The organism is Lysinibacillus sphaericus, assembly GCF_002982115.1.
GTDB lineage: Bacteria > Bacillota > Bacilli > Bacillales_A > Planococcaceae > Lysinibacillus > Lysinibacillus sphaericus.
In genome coordinates this window covers 1,153,194-1,170,865 of record NZ_CP019980.1, presented here as the reverse complement: position 1 = coordinate 1,170,865, position 17,672 = coordinate 1,153,194, and the positions used below count along the sequence as shown (strand labels likewise).

At 37.6% G+C, this 17,672-nt stretch carries 19 protein-coding genes and 1 riboswitch; of the genes, 9 read left to right on the top strand and 10 right to left on the bottom strand.

The features are described from left to right. Positions 1-8: 8 nt before the first annotated feature. Positions 9-356, bottom strand: a complete 348-nt coding sequence (locus LS41612_RS05960; protein WP_024363710.1) for an ArsR/SmtB family transcription factor — start codon at positions 354-356, stop codon at positions 9-11. Positions 357-492: 136 nt separating this feature from the next. After that, the gene (locus tag LS41612_RS05955) at positions 493-1,680 is read right to left on the bottom strand and encodes an MDR family MFS transporter (RefSeq protein ID WP_024363709.1); all 1,188 of its coding nucleotides are present in this window, start codon (positions 1,678-1,680) and stop codon (positions 493-495) included. A gap of 293 nt (positions 1,681-1,973) precedes the next feature. Between LS41612_RS05955 and mnmL the strand changes: the two genes are divergently transcribed. Continuing rightward, positions 1,974-2,930, top strand: coding sequence for a tRNA modification radical SAM protein MnmL/YtqA (gene mnmL, locus LS41612_RS05950; RefSeq protein WP_024363708.1), 957 nt, complete (start codon positions 1,974-1,976; stop codon positions 2,928-2,930). Next, on the top strand, positions 2,927-3,553 hold the full coding sequence (gene mnmM / locus LS41612_RS05945) for a tRNA 5-(aminomethyl)-2-thiouridylate-methyltransferase MnmM (protein WP_024363707.1): 627 nt from the start codon (positions 2,927-2,929) through the stop codon (positions 3,551-3,553). Before mnmL ends, mnmM begins: the two co-directional genes overlap by 4 nt. Before the next feature lie 42 nt (positions 3,554-3,595). Here the strand turns inward: mnmM and LS41612_RS05940 are convergent, their stop codons facing one another. Both LS41612_RS05940 and LS41612_RS05935 read right to left on the bottom strand, forming a co-directional pair. Continuing rightward, a complete protein-coding gene (locus LS41612_RS05940) occupies positions 3,596-5,104 on the bottom strand; it encodes an alanine/glycine:cation symporter family protein (protein WP_024363706.1) in 1,509 nt (502 codons plus the stop codon). 129 nt (positions 5,105-5,233) lie between these two features. Further along, on the bottom strand, positions 5,234-6,040 hold the full coding sequence (locus LS41612_RS05935) for an alpha/beta hydrolase (protein WP_024363705.1): 807 nt from the start codon (positions 6,038-6,040) through the stop codon (positions 5,234-5,236). A 135-nt stretch (positions 6,041-6,175) separates the two neighbouring features. On the opposite strand from LS41612_RS05935, the gene LS41612_RS05930 reads away from it, so the two are divergent. Continuing rightward, positions 6,176-6,688, top strand: coding sequence for a gamma carbonic anhydrase (locus LS41612_RS05930; protein WP_024363704.1), 513 nt, complete (start codon positions 6,176-6,178; stop codon positions 6,686-6,688). A 361-nt stretch (positions 6,689-7,049) separates the two neighbouring features. On the opposite strand, the gene metK is transcribed toward LS41612_RS05930, so the two are convergent. Further along, positions 7,050-8,246 carry a methionine adenosyltransferase gene (gene metK, locus LS41612_RS05925; protein WP_024363703.1) on the bottom strand — a complete coding sequence of 399 codons (1,197 nt, stop codon included), beginning with the start codon at positions 8,244-8,246 and terminating at the stop codon, positions 7,050-7,052. Positions 8,247-8,503: 257 nt separating this feature from the next. Next, a riboswitch (SAM riboswitch) is annotated at positions 8,504-8,622 on the bottom strand. A 202-nt stretch (positions 8,623-8,824) separates the two neighbouring features. On the opposite strand from metK, the gene pckA reads away from it, so the two are divergent. Further along, positions 8,825-10,411 (top strand): phosphoenolpyruvate carboxykinase (ATP), encoded by a 1,587-nt coding sequence (gene pckA, locus LS41612_RS05920; RefSeq protein WP_024363702.1) that lies wholly within the window; start codon positions 8,825-8,827, stop codon positions 10,409-10,411. 77 nt (positions 10,412-10,488) lie between these two features. On the opposite strand, the gene LS41612_RS05915 is transcribed toward pckA, so the two are convergent. The 3 genes from LS41612_RS05915 to LS41612_RS05905 are packed head-to-tail and all read right to left on the bottom strand — an operon-like array spanning position 10,489 to position 12,335. Next, a complete protein-coding gene (locus LS41612_RS05915) occupies positions 10,489-11,265 on the bottom strand; it encodes an alpha/beta hydrolase family protein (protein WP_024363701.1) in 777 nt (258 codons plus the stop codon). Beyond that, the gene (locus LS41612_RS05910; RefSeq protein WP_024363700.1) at positions 11,249-11,716 is read right to left on the bottom strand and encodes an NUDIX domain-containing protein; all 468 of its coding nucleotides are present in this window, start codon (positions 11,714-11,716) and stop codon (positions 11,249-11,251) included. The genes LS41612_RS05915 and LS41612_RS05910 overlap by 17 nt, the downstream gene beginning before the upstream one ends. A 58-nt stretch (positions 11,717-11,774) precedes the next feature. Then, positions 11,775-12,335, bottom strand: coding sequence for a helix-turn-helix domain-containing protein (locus LS41612_RS05905; protein ID WP_024363699.1), 561 nt, complete (start codon positions 12,333-12,335; stop codon positions 11,775-11,777). A gap of 223 nt (positions 12,336-12,558) precedes the next feature. Between LS41612_RS05905 and LS41612_RS05900 the strand changes: the two genes are divergently transcribed. Next, positions 12,559-14,025, top strand: a complete 1,467-nt coding sequence (locus LS41612_RS05900; RefSeq protein WP_024363698.1) for an L-lactate permease — start codon at positions 12,559-12,561, stop codon at positions 14,023-14,025. A 48-nt stretch (positions 14,026-14,073) separates the two neighbouring features. Here LS41612_RS05900 and LS41612_RS05895 read toward each other — a convergent pair whose 3' ends face one another. Next, positions 14,074-14,391, bottom strand: a complete 318-nt coding sequence (locus tag LS41612_RS05895) for a hypothetical protein (protein ID WP_024363697.1) — start codon at positions 14,389-14,391, stop codon at positions 14,074-14,076. 133 nt (positions 14,392-14,524) lie between these two features. Here LS41612_RS05895 and ytzI point away from each other — a divergent pair, with 133 nt between their 5' ends. From ytzI to LS41612_RS05880, 4 genes are all read left to right on the top strand, one after another. After that, entirely contained in the window at positions 14,525-14,671 is a 147-nt protein-coding gene (ytzI, locus tag LS41612_RS05890) for a YtzI protein (protein WP_103976058.1), read from the top strand. A 70-nt stretch (positions 14,672-14,741) separates the two neighbouring features. Further along, positions 14,742-14,903 carry a hypothetical protein gene (locus tag LS41612_RS23285; protein WP_162832724.1) on the top strand — a complete coding sequence of 54 codons (162 nt, stop codon included), beginning with the start codon at positions 14,742-14,744 and terminating at the stop codon, positions 14,901-14,903. Further along, positions 14,900-15,133, top strand: a complete 234-nt coding sequence (gene yidD, locus LS41612_RS05885) for a membrane protein insertion efficiency factor YidD (RefSeq protein ID WP_024363696.1) — start codon at positions 14,900-14,902, stop codon at positions 15,131-15,133. The genes LS41612_RS23285 and yidD overlap by 4 nt, the downstream gene beginning before the upstream one ends. A 105-nt stretch (positions 15,134-15,238) precedes the next feature. After that, the gene (locus LS41612_RS05880; protein WP_024363695.1) at positions 15,239-16,309 is read left to right on the top strand and encodes a metal ABC transporter solute-binding protein, Zn/Mn family; all 1,071 of its coding nucleotides are present in this window, start codon (positions 15,239-15,241) and stop codon (positions 16,307-16,309) included. A gap of 22 nt (positions 16,310-16,331) precedes the next feature. Here LS41612_RS05880 and LS41612_RS05875 read toward each other — a convergent pair whose 3' ends face one another. Next, on the bottom strand, positions 16,332-17,507 hold the full coding sequence (locus tag LS41612_RS05875; protein WP_024363694.1) for a transglutaminase domain-containing protein: 1,176 nt from the start codon (positions 17,505-17,507) through the stop codon (positions 16,332-16,334). Positions 17,508-17,672: the final 165 nt, after the last annotated feature.

Genomic DNA, 17,672 nt, shown 5'->3' with positions numbered 1-17,672 from the left:
TACATCCCCTACATGCACTCTTCGTCATTTTCACTGACGGTCATTTCTTCTAGTCTTGAAATTGTATGAATTAAATGGTTGTCAAAGATATCTTTTGCAACACGCAACAATTCAACAATCATTGGATCACTTAAAGAATAGTAAACTTTTTTACCTTCTTTTGTACCATAAACAATATTTTTTGCCCGTAAAACACTTAACTGCTGGGAAACTGCCGAGCCTTCTTTTTCTAGGCAACTTTGAATCTCATTCACACTTTTCTTGCCATCGACTAATAACTCAAGAATTCTTATCCGTAACGGGTGTGCTAAGGCTTTAAAAAAATCGGCTTTAAACTGTTGTAAGCCTTCTTCCACGTTAATCCCCCCATATCATTCATTTTCACATATTCAAATATTTGAATATGTATGATTGTATCCTTTTGCGTCAACTATTTCAATCCAAAAAATAAAAAAGCGAATGCTATAGCATTCGCTTATAAGTAAATCGCCTTTAATTTTCAGAATTGTTTGCGTGCCTGCCACCCAATAATGGGCGGTCATAGATCAGACATGGGAAAATGCCTATTAATACAATAACTACTAAAATTGAAACAAGGGCAATCATACCAAATTGATCCACCATAATGCCGCCAAACAATGGACCGATCATCCGACCTGCTGTAGCCGCACTATTAATAATACCTTGGTAAAAACCTTCGCGTCCCTTTGGTGCAAGCTGATTTGCAATGGTCGGTAAAGCTGGTGTATAAAACATTTCGCCAAAAGTTAATACAACCATTGCAGCAGCAAACATTTTAAAATCTCCAGCAAATGCTACAATGCCAAACGACGCTGCAATAAGCGTAATGCCAAATACTAGTTGACGTTTTAGTTGATGTTCCCAACGGCGCACAAGCGGTGCGATTAATGGTTGCCCAACAACAATAAGAAGCCCATTAATCGTCCAAAGTAAACTATATTGTTTTAACCCTAAGCCCAAATCTTGCGTATAGGATGAAATGGTTGCACTCCATTGCGAATAGGCAAGCCAGCATAACACGGAGGATGAACTTAAAATTAACAAGGCATAAAATGGTGCCTTATTTGTAATACGTTTACTTTCACTTACTACATTTTTCAATGCTATACTTTCCGCATCTATTCCTCTAAATGTAATCAATGCGATAAAGAAAAATAAAATATACATCGCTAAATTAACAACAAACACATAATCAAATTGATAATCCGCCACAATCCCAGCTAATGCGGGCCCTACGGCAACACCTAAATTTTGCGCTAAATAAATCGCATTAAATGCCTTACGACCACCTTCAGGCCAAGCCGCTCCTGCTAACGCAAACATCCCTGGAAATACAATTCCTCCACTAAATCCAAGAATGGTTAAAAACCAAACATAATGTGGCCAGCCATGCCAGATTGTTAATCCTATTAACGAAGCAACGGTCAATAAAATGCCCAGCATAATAGATTTATAGCCGCCAATTCTATCAAATAAAAAACCACCTAATAGATTGCCTAATACACCCGCAGCCGAATTCAACATTAAAACAAAGCCAGCCATTGCAAGTGATTTCCCTAAATAATCGTGCATATAAATGGCATTTAAAGGCCATAAAAAAGAGTTGCCCGTCGTGTTCACAAGCATACCGATAATTAAAAACCAAACACTTTTTGGCATATCCTTGACCCCCATTATTTCGTTTCTCTAAATAGCTAGTTTATGATGAAAAATAAAAAAGTACAAGGAAAATAAATTTACCCTTTCTTCATAAAAAACTTCTTAAATAAGCCGTTTTTTTGTGCTTTATGCATGCGTTATAGTAGCCAACAGTTCTGTTCCTTTACTACAAAAATAAATTATTTATTTAAGTAAACAAAGCCGCCTAATATTTGTCTCTGTCTATTTATATTCTTACTCCATGACGGAACCTTACGCACATGATAAAATACAATGTTAGAGGAGTGAAATACATGACAGAAACAAACTTTCCTTTTCCCACAGAGGGGAAAAGATACTATACATGGAATCGCTATTTACGTGATCACTTCGGTCATAAAGTATTTAAAGTAGCGCTCGATGCAGGTTTTGATTGCCCGAACCGAGATGGTACAGTCGCATTCGGAGGTTGTACATTTTGTAGTGCTGCAGGGTCAGGTGACTTTGCCGGAAATAAAGTCGATCCTATTGATGTGCAATTTGCGGAAATTCGAGACAAAATGCATCAAAAATGGAAAGATGGCAAGTATATGGCTTACTTCCAAGCTTATACAAATACCCATGCGCCACTGCCAGTTTTAAAGGAAAAATTTGAGGCTGCGTTAGCACAAGAAGGTGTAGTCGGTCTGTCCATTGCAACACGCCCAGATTGCTTACCAGATGATGTTGTAGAATATTTAGCAGAACTAAATAAACGCACCTATTTATGGATTGAGCTGGGACTACAAACCGTCCATGAAAAAACGGCAAACCTGATTAATCGTGCACATGATTATGCAACCTATGTAGAAGGTGTTGAAAAGCTGCGTAAGCATGGGATTCGTGTATGCTCACATATTATCAATGGCCTTCCACTTGAAGATTATGACATGATGATGGAAACGGCACGTGCAGTAGCTAAACTGGATGTCCAAGGCATTAAAATCCATTTACTGCATTTATTAAAAGGGACGCCTATGGTTAAGCAATATGAAAAAGGCATGCTAGAATTTTTAGATCAAGACGTTTATACAAAACTAGTTGCAGATCAGTTAGAAATTTTACCACCGCAAATGGTTATCCATCGTATAACAGGTGATGGACCAATTGATTTAATGATTGGACCAATGTGGAGTGTTAATAAGTGGGAAGTATTGAACGGTATTGATGCAGAGTTAGAACGTCGGGGCAGTTGGCAAGGTAAATTTTATAATGCCGAGGTCACAAAATGAAGCTTCAACGCGTCTTACAATATGCACAGCAATTATTAATAGACTCGATACAAGAAGGCGATACTGTTGTCGATGCTACGGCTGGAAACGGCCATGATACATTATTTTTAGCTCAACTTGTTGGTGATAACGGACAAGTTTATGCCTTTGACGTGCAAAAAAAAGCAGTCGATGCTACTTTGCACCGTCTGCTAGATAATGCATTAGAACACCGTGCCCTTGTGTTACATACGGGGCACGAAAATATAGCCAAGCATGTTCAAAAACCAGTTGCGGCTGCTATATTCAATCTTGGCTATTTGCCTGGCAGTGACCATGATATCGTAACAAAACCTAATACAACGATTCTTGCAATTCAAGATTTATTGCAACTGCTAAAAATCGGCGGATTAATTGTCCTTGTTATTTACCATGGCCATCCAGGCGGTAAAGAAGAACGTGACGCTGTTATCGACTTTGTTAGTCAGTTACCACAAAAATATGTCCATGTGTTAAAATACGAATTTCTAAACCAACAAAACGACCCACCATTTGTTATTGCATTAGAAAAAATGAAAGACTTCTCGGTGCCAGTCACGCAAACAATTCTGAACGCACAAGCAGCCGCTTGCGACGGCCATTAAAATAAAAAAGTCCTCTCAATATTGAGAGGACTTTTTTATACATTATTTATTTTTGCGTTTATCATTGTAATCAACCCAGAAATCCGCACCTTTAATTCCTAGTTTACGAGGATCAAACACAGGGTCTTTGCCTTCTTTTTTCTGTTTCTCGTAATCTTTTAATGCGAGAATCGCAGGCTTCATAATAATTAAAATGGCAATAACGTTAATCCATACCATTAATCCTAAGCCAACGTCACCCATTGCCCATGCAAGGTCAGATGTACGAATCGTTCCAAAAAATGTTGCAATTAAAAAGGCGATTTTAGCTATCCAAATGAAAATCTTTTCGGTTTTCCCTGAGAATAAATAGGCCACATTCGTCTCTGCTATATAGTAGTACGCCATAATTGTCGTAAATGCGAAGAAGAATAAAGCGATTGCTACGAAGCTTGAACCAATGCCTGGCAATGAAGATTCCACTGCCCATTGTGTATATGCAGCACCTTCTTTAATACTTTTCGCAAAGGTAATTTGCTCCTCACCAGTAAGACCATTTTCATTGAATTCACCTACGTAAATAAACGGATCTGTACCTTCCGCAGCTTTCTCATTCTGAACATTATACATACCTGTAAATAAGATCATAAATGCTGTAGCTGAACAAACTAATAATGTATCAATGTACACAGATGCCGCTTGCACAATACCTTGTTTAGCAGGGTGTGAAACTTCAGCTGCCGCCGCTGGATGCGCACCAGTTCCTTGACCCGCTTCGTTAGAATAAATACCACGCTTAACCCCCCAAGCGATTGCTGAACCAATAATTCCCCCAAATACTTCTTGTGCACCAAAAGCACTAGAGAAAATTAGCGAAAATACAGCAGGTACTTCTGAAATATTCATAAAAATAATGACGATTGCCATTAGAATATAAGCTAAAGCCATGAATGGGACAACTACTTGTGCAACATTTGCAATGGATTTAACCCCACCGATAATAATAGCACCTAATAATACAACAATAATAATTCCTGTAATCCAAGATTCCATTCCAAAAGCGTTTTCAACGGCACCTGCTATTGCATTTGATTGAACACCAGGCATTAGTATTAACATGGCTATTAACGCTGCAATTGCAAAAATGATTGCAAACCACTTCTGCCCCATCCCTTTTTCAATATAAAAGGCTGGACCACCACGATATTCTGTTTCTTTCTCTTCTTTATATATTTGCGCTAATGTTGACTCCACATAAGCTGTCGCTGCACCGATGAAGGCAATTGCCCACATCCAAAAAATCGCACCAGGTCCCCCCATTGCAATGGCAGTTGCTGTACCAGCAATGTTCCCTGTACCAACGCGCCCAGATAATGCAATCGACATTGCTTGGAAAGAAGAAATTCCTTTTTCTGATTTTTCCCCTTTAAACATTAAGACAAACATGTCCTTAATATGTCTTATTTGTAGGAACCTTGTAATAATTGAAAAGAATAAACCGATCAATAAAATACCATAAATAAACCACGGTCCCCATAAAATACTGTTCATAAAACTAACAATACTTTCCATCTTACCCCTCCCAAAATATGAATATTCGTTCTTTAAGACATTATAGTATTACATTTTTCTGAAAATTACAACATTATTTTTAAGTTACTATACATCTTATTCAACAATATTTTTCGGAGGGGAAACATTCTATCGAATTATATAGCCAATTCTACGCAAAGCATTATTAATAAAATCACGGATATAGAAAAAAATTTCATCTCTCTCTATTTCATGGTACAGATTATGGTAGCATTTTGCCCATTCTTTAAATTGGAATTCAGCAAACTCCTGCTGATGCAACCAATTACGTGTTTGTCTAGTTTCTGTAATGCTATCTCTTTCTCCAGTCATAATAAGCATAGGGGTATTTGGAAACTCTGCTTTCGGCATAATCACTAAATTGCGCATCATCTGTTGTAACTCACGATACCATTTTACTGAAATGACAGACATAAAAGGAAACTCGTCTTTCATTTCATCGCGACCTTCGACACTACGTGATAACTTGTCGAAAGTAATATCATGTGTCATCTTCACACTTGCCGTCAAAGCACTTAAGCTCGTTAATGCATTCGATAATTTCCCAGGCTGTAAGTTCAATTGCAACCAAGGTGAGGTCAAGACAATTCCTGCACATTCATATTTTCTCTTATGCATGGTATGCAGTATTAACGTTGCTCCTAGTCCATGCCCTATTAAAAATACTGGCAAATTATATGAAAAGGCATTTTCAATTAAATGCCTAGTATACTTGTTGTATTCTTTAAAGTCCTCATCATGGACACGTGATAGTTTCGCATTTGCCCCATGATTCGGTAAATCGCCCATGACTACGTGGAAGCCTTCCATTCTAAGTTTTTCAATCAGCCATGCGTACCAACGGTGGTTTTCATATGCACCGTGAACAATAGCAATCACAGCCTTCGCTTGTCCATCAGCTTCCCATTTCCACATTCACATAGTCCTCCTAAATAATTAGTTACACAATAATTATAACGAAATATTCGTACCATTATAAAATTATATTTGCATAAAATTGCGTATTTGATACGATAATACTACATCAAAGAAAGAAAAGAGGCGATTAGCATGATTTATCCTTTTAAAGACAAAACACCTACAATCGATCCATCGGTTTTTATTGCTGACTATGCAACCGTTACGGGAGACGTAACGATTGGAGCAGAGACAACAATATGGTTTAATACAGTGATTCGAGGCGATGTATCTCCTACAATTATTGGTAAACGAGTAAGCATCCAAGATCTTTGTTGTCTACATCAAAGTCCAAAATATCCATTAATAATCGAAGATGAAGTAACAGTTGGACACCAAGTAACCTTACATAGCTGTACAATTCGAAAAAATGCCTTAATTGGTATGGGATCAATTGTGTTAGATGGGGCAGAGATAGGAGAAGGTGCATTTATCGGTGCGGGTAGTCTTGTCCCTCCAGGTAAAGTCATACCTCCCAATTGTTTAGCATTAGGACGTCCAGCCAAAGTTGTACGTGAATTAAATGCTGAAGATAAGGAAGATATGGAACGTATCGTTAGAGAATACGCGGAAAAAGGACAATATTACAAATCTCTTCAAAAATAATGGATGCTTACAAAACGGGCGAATTGCCCCTATAGTTGTAGATGTTTGCATACGTAACAACTCTTTATAAAAAAAATTCGCAATTTCCTTCCACTAACCGCCTACAGTACATCTTGTATGTAGACGTACGGGAAGAAAGCGAATTTTTTCAATCACTTACGTAAAGTCCGCTTAAATCTTTCACTCGATTAAAGAGCACTAGTTGCCTTCACGATTTAAATAGAAGGTGCATTACTCCCCGACTTAGCAGCAAGTAAGAAGAAATGCGAAAGACAAGATAAAAAGGGGCCACTAGCTAGCCCCTTTCAAAAAAACATTTACGTTTGTTCATTACCAAATCGAATGTTCTTGACAAAACAGATTATAAACTAGCTTTTTCTCTTAGTGCATCTGCCTTGTCCGTATTTTCCCAAGGTACATTTAAATCTGTACGACCAAAGTGACCGTATGCAGCCGTTTGTTTATAAATTGGACGACGTAAATCAAGCATTTTAATGATGCCTGCTGGACGTAGATCGAAAAGTTCGCGAACCCATTTTACGATTTCACTTTCACTTACTCGTCCTGTACCAAACGTATCAACGGCAATCGATACTGGCTGTGCTACACCGATAGCATAAGCAAGCTGTACTTCTGCACGTTCTGCTAAACCAGCTGCAACAATATTTTTCGCTACATAACGTGCTGCATAGGCTGCTGAACGGTCCACTTTCGTAGCATCCTTACCAGAGAATGCACCACCACCATGACGTGCATAACCACCGTATGTATCAACGATGATTTTACGACCAGTAAGTCCAGCATCTCCTTTTGGACCACCGATAACAAAACGACCAGTTGGGTTGATGAAGTATTTCGTCTGTGCATCTAATAACTCACTAGGAACTACTGGAGCAATTACTAATGCTTTTAAATCTGCTTGAATTTGTTCAAGTGTTGCTTCTTCATCATGCTGAGTTGAAATAACAATCGTATCAACACGAACAGGGACATTGTTTTCATCATACTCAATTGTTACTTGCGTTTTACCATCTGGACGTAAATATGCTAATTCACCTGATTTACGTACTTCTGTTAAACGACGAGCCAATTTATGCGCTAAACTAATTGGTAGAGGCATTAATTCAGGTGTTTCATTACATGCATAACCGAACATTAATCCTTGGTCACCTGCACCAATTGCTTCAATATCCTCATCTGTCATTGAACCTTCACGCGCTTCTAATGCTTGGTCTACACCTTGGGCAATATCAGGTGATTGCTCTCCGATTGCGACTAGTACAGCTAAGTTTTCAGCATCAAAGCCATACTTGCCTCGTGTATAGCCGATTTCTGCTACTGTATCACGCACAATGCCTTTAATATCTACATAAGTAGAAGTAGTAATTTCTCCTGCTACTAATACTAAGCCTGTTGTGACCGTTGTTTCACACGCTACACGGGCATTAGGGTCTTCTGTTAAAATAGCATCTAAAATAGCATCCGAGATTTGATCACAAATTTTATCGGGATGTCCTTCTGTTACACTCTCTGATGTAAACAATCGACGGTTTGTCATTTGGTTTTCCTCCTATTACTCTTACAAATAGTATTTGCGAAATTAATACGGTACTCATTACCCATGTCAAGTCCGCTCCTAAAGGATTGAACTCTCAAGCCGTTGTTGCTTTTAACATGAGGATTTCGAAAGATCCGTCATTATAATAAGGAAAGAATTGCACATACTTACCTTTACATTCATTTTAAAAATAAAAAAAATCCTTTTCTCACGTGTACTTAACATGAGGAAAGGAATAATGACTTCGTAACCTTTCACTCTTATCGTTCAAGGGGTATCCCCTTGCATCAGGTTGGCACCAACGCATGTCGTGAAATAGTTCATGCAGGTTGCCGGGTTTCACAGGGCCTGACCCTCCACCAGCTCGGGATAAGAGTATCCGTTCAATTCCTCATCTTACGTAAAAGGTAGAACAATGTCAATTATTTTATGTCGTTTTGTTGAAAAGTATTTAAAACTCGAAAATAATTTTTGAATTAGTATAGATTATTAAAGCAATTGTGTTATACTATTTTTGAAATTAAGAAAAACTCCCTCAAACTCAAGGGAATACTATAAAAAAGGATGGTATTTAATCGATGAATTCAGTAGAAATTGCAAACGAACTGAAGGAATTATTAAACGGCGGGAACATTAACGTTCAACTTTCAGTACCACAATTAGCTGAAAAAGCTACATCTCGTGGTGAGGCAATGTTAACAGTAGATGGCGCAGTTCGTGCAGAAACTGGCAAATACACTGGTCGTTCACCTAAAGATAAATATACGGTAGAAGAAGAAAGCACAAAAGATAAAATTGACTGGGGTAAAGTAAACCAACCAATTTCTTCTGAAGTGTTCGATAACTTATATGTAAAAGTAGTTAAATACTTAAAAGAACGTGACGAATTATTTGTATTTAAAGGTTTTGCTGGTGCTGACAAAGATTCACAATTAAGTATTCAAGTAATCAATGAATATGCTTGGCACAATCTTTTCGCCCATCAATTATTTATCCGTCCAACTGAAGAAGAATTAGCTTCTCACGTTGCTGATTTCACAATTATTTCAGCTCCTAACTTTAAAGCAGATCCAGCTGTTGATGGTACAGCTTCTGAAACATTCATCATTGTATCACTTGAAAAGAAAATCATCCTAATCGGTGGTACTGAATATGCTGGTGAAATTAAAAAATCGATTTTCGGTATTATGAACTACCTATTACCACAACAAGGCATCTTATCAATGCACTGTTCAGCAAACGTTGGGGAAGCTGGTGACGTAGCATTATTCTTCGGTTTATCTGGTACTGGTAAAACGACTTTATCTGCTGATCCTGACCGCAAATTAATCGGTGACGATGAGCATGGTTGGTCTGACAACGGCGTATTTAACATTGAAGGTGGTTGCTACGCAAAAACAATTAACCTTTCTGCTGAAAAAGAACCTGAAATCTACAACGCAATCCGCTTCGGTTCTGTACTAGAGAACGTAGCTGTAGACCCTGAAACTCGTGTTTGCGACTACGATGATGGTTCATTAACAGAAAATACACGTGTTGCTTATCCAATCCAATATATCGAAAATATCGTTGATCCATCTGTTGCAGGTCACCCAAAAACAATCATCTTCTTAACTGCTGATGCATTTGGTGTTTTACCTCCAATCAGTAAATTAACAAAAGAGCAAGCAATGTATCACTTCCTAAGTGGTTTCACATCTAAACTTGCAGGTACTGAACGTGGTGTAACAGAGCCAGAACCAGTATTCTCTACATGTTTCGGTTCTCCATTCCTTCCACTTCCAGCAACTGTTTATGCAGAAATGTTAGGTCAAAAAATCGATGAGCATGGCGCACAAGTATTCCTTGTAAACACTGGTTGGACTGGTGGCGAATACGGTACAGGTAGCCGTATGAAGCTTTCTTATACTCGTTCAATGGTACGTGCAGCAATCGACGGAAAACTAAACAATGTTGAAACAATTCAAGATGCTGTATTCGGTTTACACATCCCTACAGCAGTTGAAGGTGTACCAACAGAAGTGCTAAACCCACGTGATGCTTGGTCAGACAAAGCTGCTTACGATGTGAAAGCTGCTGAACTTGCTGGTCTATTCAACGACAACTTCAAGAAATTCTCAAATGTTTCTGAAGCAATCACTAATCTTGGTGGGCCATTAAAATAATGCATACAAAAAGGGAACGATGTATTCGTTCCCTTTTTTTTAGTGTCTTTTTTTAGTGTCAGGCACTCAAACAATTTTCACTGCTTCTTCATCCATTCGCATAATGCACGAACCGTTTCACGATTTTGGGCAGGTGGATATTGGTGGGCAAAACGTTGATCATACCAAGTTTCATACACTTTATTGGCATCTTCTAAGTAAAATGCTAACTGCCTTGCATGCTCAATATCTACATTTTCATCCCGATAGCCGTGGATAATTAGCACTGGGGCTGTAATCTGATCGACTTGAAATAAAGGTGTGCGTGCATCATAGGCTTCTGGAACACGATTAGGTGTCCCGCCAATAACCCGTTTCATCATTCGACGCATATCGGTTCGCTCCCAGTATGTAGCTGTGGCATCCGAAACGCCTGCCCACGTCACAACGGATGTAATATCCTTCCGTAAAATGGCTGTCCAGAGCGCCATAATACCTCCACGTGAAAAACCAAAAACATGGATATGATCGTTGCAAAATTGTTTTAGCACATCTACTCCATGCACTGCATCAAAACGATCTTGACCTGCAAACTCATCACGACCTTCTCCACCTCTATTCCCCCGATAATAAGGGGCAAACACGATAAAACCTTGGGCTGCAAATTGTGCAACACGTGCTGGTCTTACCATGCCGATACTTTGCATACCCCCACGCAAATATAAAAAACCGTCATATGTACCTTCTGCTTTAGGCTCTGCTAGTAAGCCTTTGACACGTAATCCAAGGGATAGATACGTAATTTCTGATAATCGAATAGCTGGATTCGGTGAAGGGTATGGACGTTTTTCAACTATTTCACCATTGATTGTCAAAGCGCTTCAGCTCCTCTAGCATTTTTTGCATGCCTTCATCTTTCATATGGAAGCTTAAATTTGGATGGCTTGCAAACTCTTCATCGGTTAACCAGACCATACCCGAAGTTTCCAAATCAAAATCTATCTTCTCCTGACTGACAAATTCCGCAGTGAAGACTGTTTTACAAAACAATAGTTCACCGTGGACAGCATATTCTGCAAACCATTGAAGATTTTTCACATGCACACCCGTCTCTTCAAATACTTCCCGAACAGCAGCTTGCTCTAATGTTTCGCCTGGTTCTACCTTCCCTCCTGGCACTTCCACGCCACGACGCTTATGAATCGTACATAGCCATTTCTGTTCATGTTTTAAAAAGACAAGGACATGCTTTGGTTCAACTTGAAACTCCCCTCTTGTAAAGCTTAAATCCACTTGAAATCCATTCAAATCTTGAAATGAAAACATTCCATTCAACTCCTCGTATTATATTGTCACGAATGTATTCATTATGTTATTCGTCTTATTATTTCATGTACTGTGAGGAATCAATCACAAGAAAATAGTGGCATTCGTCATTCGTCATATTGATAAATCTATGCGCTGTATCTGCTTCAAAAAAAAGAGAATCGCCTGCTTCTAATTCTTCAGAAAAAGCACCATGCCCCAATTCAACTCGTAACTTTCCGCTTTTAACAAAAATATACTCTTTTACACCTGCTTTATGCGCGGGAAATATGCCTGATTCTTTGTTTGGTGGAATAATATTTAACACAAACTCAATACCTCGTGATGGAACGGAAGGTGATAATAAATGTCGTTGAAAACCCGATTTTTCATCAACATAAATGGGTCGTTCATCTTTTCTTATGACGACAACCTCCCTTTTTTCCTGCTGATCTAATAAAGCTGAAAGTGTTGTATTTAAAGCTTCTGCAATTTGACAAGCTACTTGTATCGTTGGATTTTTTTCCTCTCTTTCAATTTGAGATAGCATCGAGGCACTCACATTACTTGCGGCTGAAAGCTCCTGTAATGTCATTTTGTTTTTCTTCCTCATTACATTTACTTGCTTTCCAAATCCCATGAATAAAGCTCCTTTCACTACTTTGTTCGCCTACTATTATTTTTACTATAGTGAAATGTAATTAAAAACTTATCTTCGTTAGCCCTTCTACTATGATATTGTACATTATCAATCACAATCAACCTAGAAGATGTTTGAATCATTTCATGCAAGATAAGATATTTACACTTTAGTGAAAATAAAATATACTATAGTGAATAATAAAGTATAGGAGTGTTGTTTTATGTTAAAAGTCGTATTAGCGCTATTCCCTCTTGTTAGTATTTTATTTATGATTTTTATTTTAAAGAAATCTTCTATTTTCACTGGCATTTTTGCTTGCCTACTTACAACAGTGATTGCTACTTCTCCTGTTTTTCACCTAAACATCGCATTACTGCCTAAACCTTTTATCAACAGTTTTCTTATAACATTGCCAGTTACCTATGTTTTATTTTTTGGAATATTATTATATCATCTAATGGAAAAATCAGGGTCCATCCAAAAAATAGCTTCTTCTATTGCCACCTCTACTGATAATCGGATTGACCAAGTATTATTATTGGCCTTGGGGCTCTCTCCTTTAATTGAATCCGTTAGCGGCTTTGGTCTAGCGGTCATTGTTATTGCACCTATTTTAATGGCTCTAGGTTTCAATTCCTTACAATCTTCCTTCATTGCATTAATTAGTTTATGTATCATACCTTGGGGCACGTTAGCAATGGGGACAATTATTGGTGCATCATTAGGAAACATTCCTTTAGAGGATTTAGGTGTTGGAAGCGCTCTGATGTGCATTCCTATTTATATCTACTTTGCCTTCTTAGTTACATACATAGGCGTCGGAAAAGAAGCAATGCAAAAGAAAAAATGGCGGATACTATCGATGGGATTAGTTTTAGGTTTAAGCGTGTGGATTTGTAATCGTTTCATCAGTGTAGAACTTGCCGGAGTAGTGGGCTCTTTAACAGTGATGGCGGCTATTTTTATTATGATTTCTTTGCAAAATAGAAACAAACAATATTATTCTAATATCTTTTTAAAAAATATTTCTCCTTATTTATTGTTAATCGCTCTATTAATCGCATCAAGAACTATTAATCCAATTAAAGATTTTTTAACGAGCCTGCTTACCGTAACGATTGCGTCTTATCAATTCCAATTATCGTTTCTTTATTCGCCTGGATTTTTTCTCTTTATTGTTTGTCTCTTTACTTGTACGCTCTTCCGTTTAAGTAAGGCATCAATTTTCGATAGTATCAAATTAACAATCAATAAATGTTATCCTGTATTGCTAACAACTTTTTTATATATTGTGGTTTCCGAAATGATGGCGGAGGCCGAGATGATTCAGCTACTATCCGTAACTGCTGCCAACACATTTGGTTCATACTTTGTATTCATAACACCTTTAATTGGCGCAACAGGTGGTTTTTTAACTGGCAGTAATACTGCGTCCAATACTATGTTTATTCGACTACAAACAGAAACTGCTACACACATAGGTCTGTCACCTACTATACTTGCTTGCATTCAAAATGTTAGTTCTTCGTTCATGACAATGGTCAACCCATCTAGAGTGGCATTAAGTTGTTCAGTTTGTAAAATACATTCATTTGAAAATATTATTCAAAGAAAAATGGCGCTAGTTGGACTTAGTACACTTGCTATTATTTTTCTAGAAATTATTTTTCTATCACGCTTCCACTAGCATAATGTTATACAGGTTGTGCAAATATAAAAAATGTCTAGCCAATAGCTAGACACGTTTATTGAAATAGGGAAGTTGTTCTACAAATTGCTTTGTATCATCATCCCCATACTCATGTATAAGTGCATAAATTTTCTTCAAACGTAAATCTAACTCGTCATTTTCTCGATCCAAATGATATTGCAAATAAGGCAATTGTGCGCGCCAACCGTTCGCAATTTCTAATAGTTGCATTTGCTGAAATATTTTTTCAAAAACATCTAATGCTTGCCGGTCTACATTAAGTTCGAAATTCCATTGCCCTTCGTAAGGATTTGTATAATACGTTTTATGGGCAAGTGAAAAATAAACACGTTGACGATCCATAGATAACACTCCTTTTTCCATAGTATGGTGGTTAAGTGGTTATTTTATTCGCTGGAATGTCAAACTTCCTTCACAACTAAGTTAGAGCTTCTAATTTATAATAGATATAACGAACAAGAACGGAGTGAATACAATGAGTTTAACCTCGCTAATCACGGTTGCAATCATTATCGTGATATTAGTAACAGTCGCAACCATTCTAAGTGTAAATCGCGCCTATGCTTTTAAACATACGGTCGATGAAAAACCGAAGCAAAATTTTCAGCAGCATGACGAGTAGTTCAAATTTAACCCTTTTATAGCAATATCACTTATAATAACAATATCAAATAGAATTTGGAGTGAAAACAATGGGTGTTCCATTACCAATCATCATTATGATTGCAATGATGATGCTAATGTTTGGTGTTTCCGTAATCGTTATTCTCAAGAAAAAAGGCGATTTTTTTACACAAACAATCGATGCAAAACCAAAACAAAATAATTCACATCACAAGGATGGACAAGCATGAAATATCCCTTTATATGGCTCATTCAGTTATACAGAAAATTTATCTCACCAATGACGCCACCATCGTGTCGCTTCTATCCAACATGCTCTTCTTACGGTCTAGAAGCTTTTCAAAAGCATGGCGCTATTAAAGGTCTAATTTTGACCGTCACACGTATTTTAAAATGCCAACCACTTCATCCTGGTGGCTTTGATCCTGTGCCTGAAAAATGGCCTTCGAAAAAGAAATAATTTTCGAAGGTCATTTTTTCTTGTACTTTTATTCGATGTGCGTTATTATAGATACTGTTAAAAAACAAATCGTAATCATTACTATTTGAAAGAGGTATCCATTATATGAAAAAAATATTTCTATTTTTCTTAGTTGCTGTACTAGCCGTATTTACAGCTGCCTGTGGTGATCAATCATCATCGTCGAAACAGACGGAGAAAACAGATAAATTAACTGTGTACACAACCGTCTATCCTTTAAGCTACTTTACGGAGCGGATTGGTGGCGATTATGTAGAAGTATCTTCTATATATCCTCCTGGTGCTAACGAGCATACCTTTGAGCCAACGCAAAAGGATATGATGAAATTAGCTGACGCGCATCTATTTTTCTATATTGGCTTAGGACTTGAAGGTTTTGTAGAAAATACGAAAAAGACATTAGCCAACGAAGATGTCACTATGGTTGCTATGGCATCTCAAATACCTGATGAAAAATTAGCCGTTAGTACTGGTCATTCGCATGACGAAGAAGATGAAGCTGATCATGCGCATGAAGCTGCCGCTACAGAAGATGACCACGCACATGACGAGCACGAAGATGCGACTACGGAAGATAATCACGCGCATGACGAGGAGGCTGATCATGGAGATCATGCTCACGGTAGTGTCGATCCCCATGTATGGCTGTCGCCTGTTATTAGTCAAGATTTAGCATTATCCATTAAAAATGCATTAGTTGAAAAAATGCCAGCTCAAGAAGCGACATTTACAGCAAATTATGAAGCGCTCGTAAAAGAGCTACAAGATTTAGACACTGCATATAAAGCGATGGCTGACACAACGCAAAACAAAACATTCTTTGTATCGCATGCTGCATTTGGCTACATCGCGGGTCAATATGGCTTAACACAAGTTCCAATTGCAGGGTTAAACTCGCAAAATGAACCGTCTCAAAAGGAATTAACAGCGATTGTAGATAAAGCAAAAGACTTAAATATTCATTATATTTTATTCGAGCAAAATGTTTCATCTAAATTAGCCGAAGTCATTCAAAAAGAAGTTGGCGCTCAATCACTTGTCCTACATAATTTAAGCGTGTTAACAAGTGATGATGTGAAAAATAATGAAACGTATTTTACTCTCATGAAAAAAAATATGCAAACTTTAGAAACAGCTCTAAATGAACACAAGTAAAACAACGATACGAATTACCTGTTTAAGATGAAGAAGGAGGTGCCCCGTAATGCATAAGGGACACCTCCTTTATTATGACGTACTTTTCTTGCGGCATACGCTTTTCATTTTTGTCAAAGCGAGGAAGCCTCTTTATCCTGGCATCCCCGTTTATCTTTGTCTTGACAATAACCGGACGAACTGCAAGAGCGCTCTGTAGGATAACTTTATCCTGTTGTTCATATAAAACGATTTGATTAAGTTTGTCGCTAAGTTGAAAGTCATTTGGTAATTGTGCAGAGTGTTCTATTAATTGTTTCATTTGCAGCGCATTATTTTCTATAATCGCTAGCCCACTATTAGGGGTAAAAAGATTAGCTAATGGTTTCGTAAGAACTTCAATCCTACTTTTCCCTTGCCAAACTGCGTATTTTTCACTTGTTGCTGAAGGAAAACTTGCAAAATCCCATGTATGATCTTGCGCTAATTGCTTATCGGATACGAGAAAATAGTTATAACGTACCTCGCCCTTCCGATCTGGCAATGGGTCATCCCATGTCACATCAATATGGTACCATTCATTATCTAACTTCACTAACACCCATGCATGCAATTGTTCGCCTACTTTCCCTGGCACATATTGCACCTCAAAACCTAACATATCTAACATTCGATAAAGCACTAAAGCATAGGCCTGACAGACACCTTTGCCTTCGCTAAGCAATGTGTATGGCGAATATTGGCTTCCTACACTATCTTTTGAATACTCTGTTGTTAAGACGATATAATCATGTGCAGCCTGTATTTTTTCTAATTCGCTTAATCCATGCATAGACGCAACAATAGTTGTCAATGTTTGCTCTGTAAATGCCTCCTCTTCCTGAGAAATATGATAAGTAAATTGAAATTGAATGACAATATTATTGGCATAGCCATCATACTTCCATTGAAAGCTGGAAATATTGGCGAAAATATATGGATCTAATATGGCATGTTTGATAAGCTCTGTTAGTTCGTTTTGTAATTCAGAAGTTTTACCAGTGTAACGAATTTCAAATTCAGTAGACAATTGCATCACTTCTTTCTGAATTTGCTGTTGTAATGTTTCGATTGAATTAGCTGTTGCTATATTCTGTGATTCGTAATTTGCGAATACTTGCACATGACTCATTTGTAAAACAAATAATATAATGACAACATTATATATAGTTTTTCTCATATGAGTCATTCTCCTTTACTAAATAGTTTATGCCCCCCATTATTTATTATGTTAAAGAATAATTAATTTAATCAAAAAAATATAATTTCAATAACAGAAGCCTAAAAATTGTTTGAGTGACTGGCACGTGAAGTCAGGCACGTGAAGTCAAAAAAATAGCATGCT

What these genes read in the sequence shown, in the direction of transcription:
- LS41612_RS05895 (WP_024363697.1), bottom strand. Translation starts at nt 14,391, where the DNA reads ATGGATCGTCAACGTGTTTATTTTTCACTTGCCCATAAAACGTATTAT.
- LS41612_RS05905 (WP_024363699.1), bottom strand. Translation starts at nt 12,335, where the DNA reads ATGGGATTTGGAAAGCAAGTAAATGTAATGAGGAAGAAAAACAAAATG.
- mnmM (WP_024363707.1), top strand. Translation starts at nt 2,927, where the DNA reads ATGAAGCTTCAACGCGTCTTACAATATGCACAGCAATTATTAATAGAC.
- LS41612_RS05910 (WP_024363700.1), bottom strand. Translation starts at nt 11,716, where the DNA reads ATGTTTTCATTTCAAGATTTGAATGGATTTCAAGTGGATTTAAGCTTT.
- metK (WP_024363703.1), bottom strand. Translation starts at nt 8,246, where the DNA reads ATGACAAACCGTCGATTGTTTACATCAGAGAGTGTAACAGAAGGACAT.
- LS41612_RS05875 (WP_024363694.1), bottom strand. Translation starts at nt 17,507, where the DNA reads ATGAGAAAAACTATATATAATGTTGTCATTATATTATTTGTTTTACAA.
- LS41612_RS05880 (WP_024363695.1), top strand. Translation starts at nt 15,239, where the DNA reads ATGAAAAAAATATTTCTATTTTTCTTAGTTGCTGTACTAGCCGTATTT.
- LS41612_RS05955 (WP_024363709.1), bottom strand. Translation starts at nt 1,680, where the DNA reads ATGCCAAAAAGTGTTTGGTTTTTAATTATCGGTATGCTTGTGAACACG.
- LS41612_RS05900 (WP_024363698.1), top strand. Translation starts at nt 12,559, where the DNA reads ATGTTAAAAGTCGTATTAGCGCTATTCCCTCTTGTTAGTATTTTATTT.
- mnmL (WP_024363708.1), top strand. Translation starts at nt 1,974, where the DNA reads ATGACAGAAACAAACTTTCCTTTTCCCACAGAGGGGAAAAGATACTAT.
- pckA (WP_024363702.1), top strand. Translation starts at nt 8,825, where the DNA reads ATGAATTCAGTAGAAATTGCAAACGAACTGAAGGAATTATTAAACGGC.
- LS41612_RS05940 (WP_024363706.1), bottom strand. Translation starts at nt 5,104, where the DNA reads ATGGAAAGTATTGTTAGTTTTATGAACAGTATTTTATGGGGACCGTGG.
- LS41612_RS23285 (WP_162832724.1), top strand. Translation starts at nt 14,742, where the DNA reads ATGGGTGTTCCATTACCAATCATCATTATGATTGCAATGATGATGCTA.
- LS41612_RS05935 (WP_024363705.1), bottom strand. Translation starts at nt 6,040, where the DNA reads ATGTGGAAATGGGAAGCTGATGGACAAGCGAAGGCTGTGATTGCTATT.
- LS41612_RS05930 (WP_024363704.1), top strand. Translation starts at nt 6,176, where the DNA reads ATGATTTATCCTTTTAAAGACAAAACACCTACAATCGATCCATCGGTT.
- ytzI (WP_103976058.1), top strand. Translation starts at nt 14,525, where the DNA reads ATGAGTTTAACCTCGCTAATCACGGTTGCAATCATTATCGTGATATTA.
- yidD (WP_024363696.1), top strand. Translation starts at nt 14,900, where the DNA reads ATGAAATATCCCTTTATATGGCTCATTCAGTTATACAGAAAATTTATC.